We start from the raw sequence: 5,494 nt of genomic DNA on the forward strand, positions 1-5,494 counted from the left end.
ATGCATAACCTTGTAAGATGCTGGATTTTTCGTCATTGCAGCAGCGGATATGCGATTTAAGTTTAACCCTTCAAAACCAAATTTAACTATCTTTTGAGCAGCCTCTGTGGCATATCCCTGCCCCCAAAAAGGACGACCTACCCAGTATGCTAATTCAGCCTGGTTTTCGCTTTTGGAAACACGCAAACTTACGCATCCAATAAGCATCTCATTTTCCTTGTGGACTATCGCGAAAGAATAAATTTCCCCTTTTTGAGATGCGTTTCTAATACGTTCAATCCATGCTTCAGCTGCACCATCAGGATATGGGTGAGGAATTGAGAGAGTTGTACGTGCAACTTCTTCGTTTCCAGCTAAAGTTTGAACCATTTTTGCATCCGAGGTTTCAAATAATCTGAGAATTAAGCGATTTGTTTCAAATCTAGGCTCCATACATTAACCCCCCCCCATATATATAATACTTGAATATTCGCGAAGTGGTTGGACAATCCTGCCCTTTAGCTCAACAGGCTACTGACCTACGACAACCTACTTAGATACATTGATTGATGAGAAGTATAGATTTAAATCAATTCATACTGTTCTAAATTGCGCTTTGGCAAAAATACTTTGTTCTTGTCCAAAAAAGCAGCTAAGTATATATGTTCTTGTCTACATTTACGGCAATAGATATATGTTCTTGTACAAATATTCGTCAAAAGATATATGTTCTTGACACAAATATTTTTGTTTTTTCCTTGCATGATGTTGTCACTAAATTGTTTCCATAAGAATCCTAAAATATAAAAAACTATTCGTAGAACTCCCGCCGTGGCAAAGGATATATGTAAAGGATGTAAGTTCTTGTCTTGTGAAAAAGACAAGAATCCTAAAAATAAAAAAACCGCGCTGTGCGCGGATCTCTATAGATATATGTTCTTGTCCTCTTACATCGACGTTTATTAACGAAACTGTCCTTGTTATACAATCACACCATCAATAAACTTAAAGATACGATTAATATTCTCTTTTGTTTCTAATAGAAGAGAACTATGAATTGCATGTGGAATAATTTCAAGAATTACTCGTTCTTCCCCGCAAAGATCATTTGCAGCTAACGCAAATTCAATAGACTGCTGCATAGGAATTATCTCGTCACCACTCCCATGCTGCAATAGCAGTTTGGGCATAGCTGTATGAATATATGACATTGGATTCGCCTTTTTCACCTGTTCACTTAACTCATTAATGGATGAGCCAACAAATGTCGTGCACACGCTTTCATCATTATGAAAGGGAAACTCATCGTCTTGTGTCGGCGGATCTGTAGGTTCATACTCATCTTCATTTTGATCATGTGATTCCGTTCTCAAAAACTTATTTATAACACTGTTAATTCTCAATTGCTTATCCAGTGTTGAAAAATCGGTTATTGGATACCATGAAACGCCGGCCCTAATGGCTGCTGAAACACAATTATTCTTATCCTGCTCATTGTCAAAGTACTCATTTTTTTCGAACAGACACGCCATTAATGCCATATATCCTCCCGCACTGCCCCCCCCAAGCTATCATATTTTTGTCATCCAATGATAATTGTTGTGCATTAGCACGAAGATATTTTATYGCTTGTTTAATATCACGCACAGGATATGGAAATATGGCTTCATTATTAAGCCGATATTCGATACCAACAACAGCATATCCCCTATTTAAGCCTTCTAACATAGGCTCTATACAATCGCTTTGCCTTTTATCTCCCCAAGTAAATCCACCTCCATGAATAGATAAGATTACAGGAAAGGGGCCGTCACCTTTTTCTGGAAGCCATACATCCAGCTTTTGTGAAAGAGAATCGCTTCCGTATGCCAAATTGAAATATCCTCTTTTCCCGTCGACGGATAAAATTTTGCCAGGTTTTCTCCAAAGCCTTAATGACATAATAAGCACTCCTATTCATTCTATTATCTCAACTTTCGCTGCTTATGGCATGATCCTTGAAACGCGCTAGCATTTCAACAGCCCTGCCTCCCGTTGCGATCGAACATGGAATCATCAAAGATAATGGCCGTCTCTCTGCTGGCGGGAGGTCAGTTTCTCGACCCTTTGAACCGTATGCGTCACTTTGCTCAATTCATAAACATTTTGGACAAGTTCAGTCTTTTTCTGAACTTGCCCAAAAGGCAGGCTTACAATTGGAGTCTGCCGCCCTGTTGTTGTACAACTTTACCGGCGATCACATTGCCGAGCTCACATGCCTGCCTTAATGTATAGCCTCTCGCTAATCCGGCTATAAAAGCGCCTGTGTGTGCATCACCTGCACCTATCGTATCCACGACATTAACCGGCTCGGTCTCCACTAGGCCATTCTCCTCTTCAGAGCAGAACAGGGTGCCGTCGCCTCCTAACGTTACAATGACCGGCTCATTCGTCAGCTGAACCAGCTTTTTGGCAGCTTCATGCGCATCCGCTTCTCCCATCAAAGCGGTGATTTCGGATTTATTGGCATGTACGATCGTACCCATACTGAGTATCCTCGCTACGATTTGCGGCTCCAGAAACGCTCCGCGCGGCCCCGGATCGAATACGATTTTCCCTGTTGCCTTCCGCTCACTCAGCGCATCAAGAATGACCGCGCCCGAAGGACCTTCCAGTTCATAGCCGCTAACATAAATGTAATCATATGCACGAAGTTCGATGTGTTCGAACCAGCGACGCTCCCAGCGCGACTCTATGCCCGGAATCGTGATAAAGGTTCTCTCGCCGTCATGTTCAACAATGGACAGATTCCAGCCGTTGTCTCCGGATGCGTCCTCTAGCATCAGCGCAATGCCATCGTGATGCAATTGGCCTCTGACAACATCGGCATAAGCCCCCTTTCCTACCGGGGCGAATAAACCGTGATTCACGCGCAGCTGCTTCAAAATATTGGATACATTATATGCGCAGCCTCCAACTACTGTTTCTTTGTGCTCGGCCACTACATCTTCCGCTGTGTGGGGGAGTTTATCCAGCTGGATAATCAAATCCACGACAGCAGCGCCGATCACTAGGATGTTACCGCTTTCCCCTGACACGGCATACTGAACCAAATTCGTATTCACTTCAAATCTCCTCCTTACTTTTCAATTGATAGAGAATGATCGTAACGATGGCGCTCGCCGCGAAAGCCATTAATACACCTAGGCTGCTATCCTTGAAAATCCCTTTGGCGAACGGACCGTTGAAGAATGGTGAATTCGTGAATAGAAAACCTACAATGATGCCTGCTAACCAGCTGAAAATACCATTGTAATTAAGGGATTTTCCCGTTGTATGATCAAGCAGAGCAGCATCGTAGCCAGCTTTTCGGCGAAGCAATATATAGTCGAACATGAAGCTCGCGGCCCATGAAGAAAGCCCGATGCCCAGAATGCCGAGGAACAGCTGGAAGTTCCACAGGAAGTCCTCGGAAAAGAACAACACATATATCGGAATCAGTATCATAATTAACGCATGAATCGAGATCGCCGTTGCATTGCTAACTCGAATATTCAAGGTTTCTAGATTGACGCGCGCGGACTTCAAGCTAATGATACATTGCGGAATCAAGCCGCCGATCGCTGTAATGAAGTACAGCACCGTCATCCATTTCGGCAGCGCTTGGCCGATCGCTTCAATCGGATTCGACGAGGAAACTAGGTCTGGAACAGAGGTACTAAGCAGAATGCCGACTCCCATAATAAAGAACAAGGGGATGAAGGCTCCCACCGTCACACTAGCAAAAACCTTTTTCGCCGAATGGACCGGATTCTGATACGCGCTAAAGTCGGCAGCAGCAATGGACCAGCTGATTCCCGTTCCCGCCACAATAATGGAGATTGCGGGCAGGAAGTTACCCAACCAGTCGCCATTGCTCATACTCAATAGTGTCGTCCAATCCGTCTTGGGAATAAGAATGATCAATATGAGAAAAGTCAGCGCACCGAAGACGTAGGTGAAGAAGGTCTGAATTTTAACAAGCATATGTTGCCCAAACAAGCTCGATGCAAGTATAAGCAGGACGAACACAGCCAAGCTGATGACCGTTAATACACCTGATTGGCCAAGGCCGAAAATACCAAACAAAGACATCAAGGTCAAGGTCCCCGTAACAACGTTAACCGCAAGCCACCCTACAAGGCTGAGCCAGCCGAGCAGATTCGGAATGTAATTGCCCTTCACGCCGAATGTGGCTCTCGACAATACGAAAGTTGTGCCTCCTGCCTTAAGACCCGATAGGCTTAGATAGCCAACTAGTCCAAAAGACAATGCGCCTATTACCGCAGCCATAATCGATTGGATGAAGCTTAACTTGTAACCAACGATCATCGCGCCCATTACAACACCTAGAATTCCAATATTGCCAGCAAACCATATAAAGAATAACTCCTTAGGAGTTCCTGTTCTTTCAGCATTCGGGATAAAAATATCAGACCTCAAGTTAGACATTTGCTTTTCCCCCTATAATTAATGTGGATGGATCAATGTTGCTCTCTGAAAACAAGAATTCGATCTGCATATTGGTTAAAATCAACGTCGTTCGCCTGGTCAATTAATTGCTTCCAGCTAGCGTCGATCGCATCCACTCCCGTTTTGGCTCCGCAAATGGCTGTCGCCATCGCTCCTATTGTATCCGTATCCCCGCCTAGATTAGCACATAGCAGGCTGCAGCGCCGAGGCTCCTTGGCATAATAGGCAATGGCCAATGCCGCTGGTACAGATTCGCTCGTAATAACTCCGGTGCCAATAATATCATAGATGGTTTGCAGGAATTGCTCTTCATCATCTTCATAACGCTTGGCAAATTCCAATGCTAGCTTCAATCTTCCAGACAGCGAGGCGCTATAAGTCTCGGCTCCGTAGGCTTTCGCTATATCGTATATATCTATAGCATTCTGCATAATGGAATCCCAGGATTTGTCCTCCATCGCAGAACCGACAGCAGCAGCAATCATCGCCGCGCCTCCGACCGCTACATCAGTGGAATGTGTCACTTTACTAATGTCGAACACGAACTTGGACAGCTCTATCTGCTCTTCCTGCAGGAACATACACCCTACAGGCGCGATCCTCATCGCGGCGCCATTCGTTTCCGCCTTCGAAGTAAATTCTGTAACGTCCTTACCTTCTCTCAGTGCCAGCAATGCCGCTTTGGAGCTTGGACCAAGGATATTATTATCGAAAGCATGGTGTTTATCTGCCCACTCCAACAGGTGTCTGCCAATAACACGTTCATCCGGCACAAAGTCATTTTCAATTAAAGCATCGAGGATAAGCAGCGCTTGCGACGTATCATCGGTATATTGTCCTCGCGTAAAGTTCCGAGCTACCTCATTCTCTTGCGGACCGTCCAGAAAATCCGTAATCATTCCAAAATAAGCTTTAACCTTGTTTCTACCCCACAGTTCAGACGGCATACCCATAGCATCCCCGATAGCCATTCCATACAGGGCTCCAAGAACTTTCTTCTTCATGTTAATCTCCTACTCTGCTC

At 44.6% G+C, this 5,494-nt stretch carries 6 protein-coding genes; all 6 read right to left on the bottom strand.

What is annotated here, in order from left to right:
- A partial coding sequence (locus AC1DWN_RS26770; RefSeq protein ID WP_477561939.1) for a GNAT family N-acetyltransferase occupies positions 1 to 432 on the bottom strand: 432 nt, incomplete at its 3' end.
- Between the two features lie 527 nt (positions 433 to 959).
- On the bottom strand, positions 960 to 1,520 hold the full coding sequence (locus AC1DWN_RS26775) for a hypothetical protein (protein WP_477561940.1): 561 nt from the start codon (positions 1,518 to 1,520) through the stop codon (positions 960 to 962).
- Positions 1,486 to 1,851: an alpha/beta hydrolase fold domain-containing protein gene (locus AC1DWN_RS26780; protein WP_477561941.1), complete on the bottom strand. Its 366-nt coding sequence runs from the start codon at positions 1,849 to 1,851 to the stop codon at positions 1,486 to 1,488. The genes AC1DWN_RS26775 and AC1DWN_RS26780 overlap by 35 nt, the downstream gene beginning before the upstream one ends.
- Positions 1,852 to 2,168: 317 nt before the next feature.
- Entirely contained in the window at positions 2,169 to 3,083 is a 915-nt protein-coding gene (locus AC1DWN_RS26785) for a PfkB family carbohydrate kinase (RefSeq protein ID WP_477561942.1), read from the bottom strand.
- A 1-nt stretch (position 3,084) separates the two neighbouring features.
- Positions 3,085 to 4,449, bottom strand: a complete 1,365-nt coding sequence (locus tag AC1DWN_RS26790) for a purine-cytosine permease family protein (protein WP_477561943.1) — start codon at positions 4,447 to 4,449, stop codon at positions 3,085 to 3,087.
- Positions 4,450 to 4,481: 32 nt separating this feature from the next.
- Positions 4,482 to 5,474 carry an ADP-ribosylglycohydrolase family protein gene (locus AC1DWN_RS26795; protein WP_477561944.1) on the bottom strand — a complete coding sequence of 331 codons (993 nt, stop codon included), beginning with the start codon at positions 5,472 to 5,474 and terminating at the stop codon, positions 4,482 to 4,484.
- Positions 5,475 to 5,494 lie beyond the last annotated feature (20 nt).

It is taken from the genome of Paenibacillus sp. P4_A7 (genome assembly GCF_056402455.1).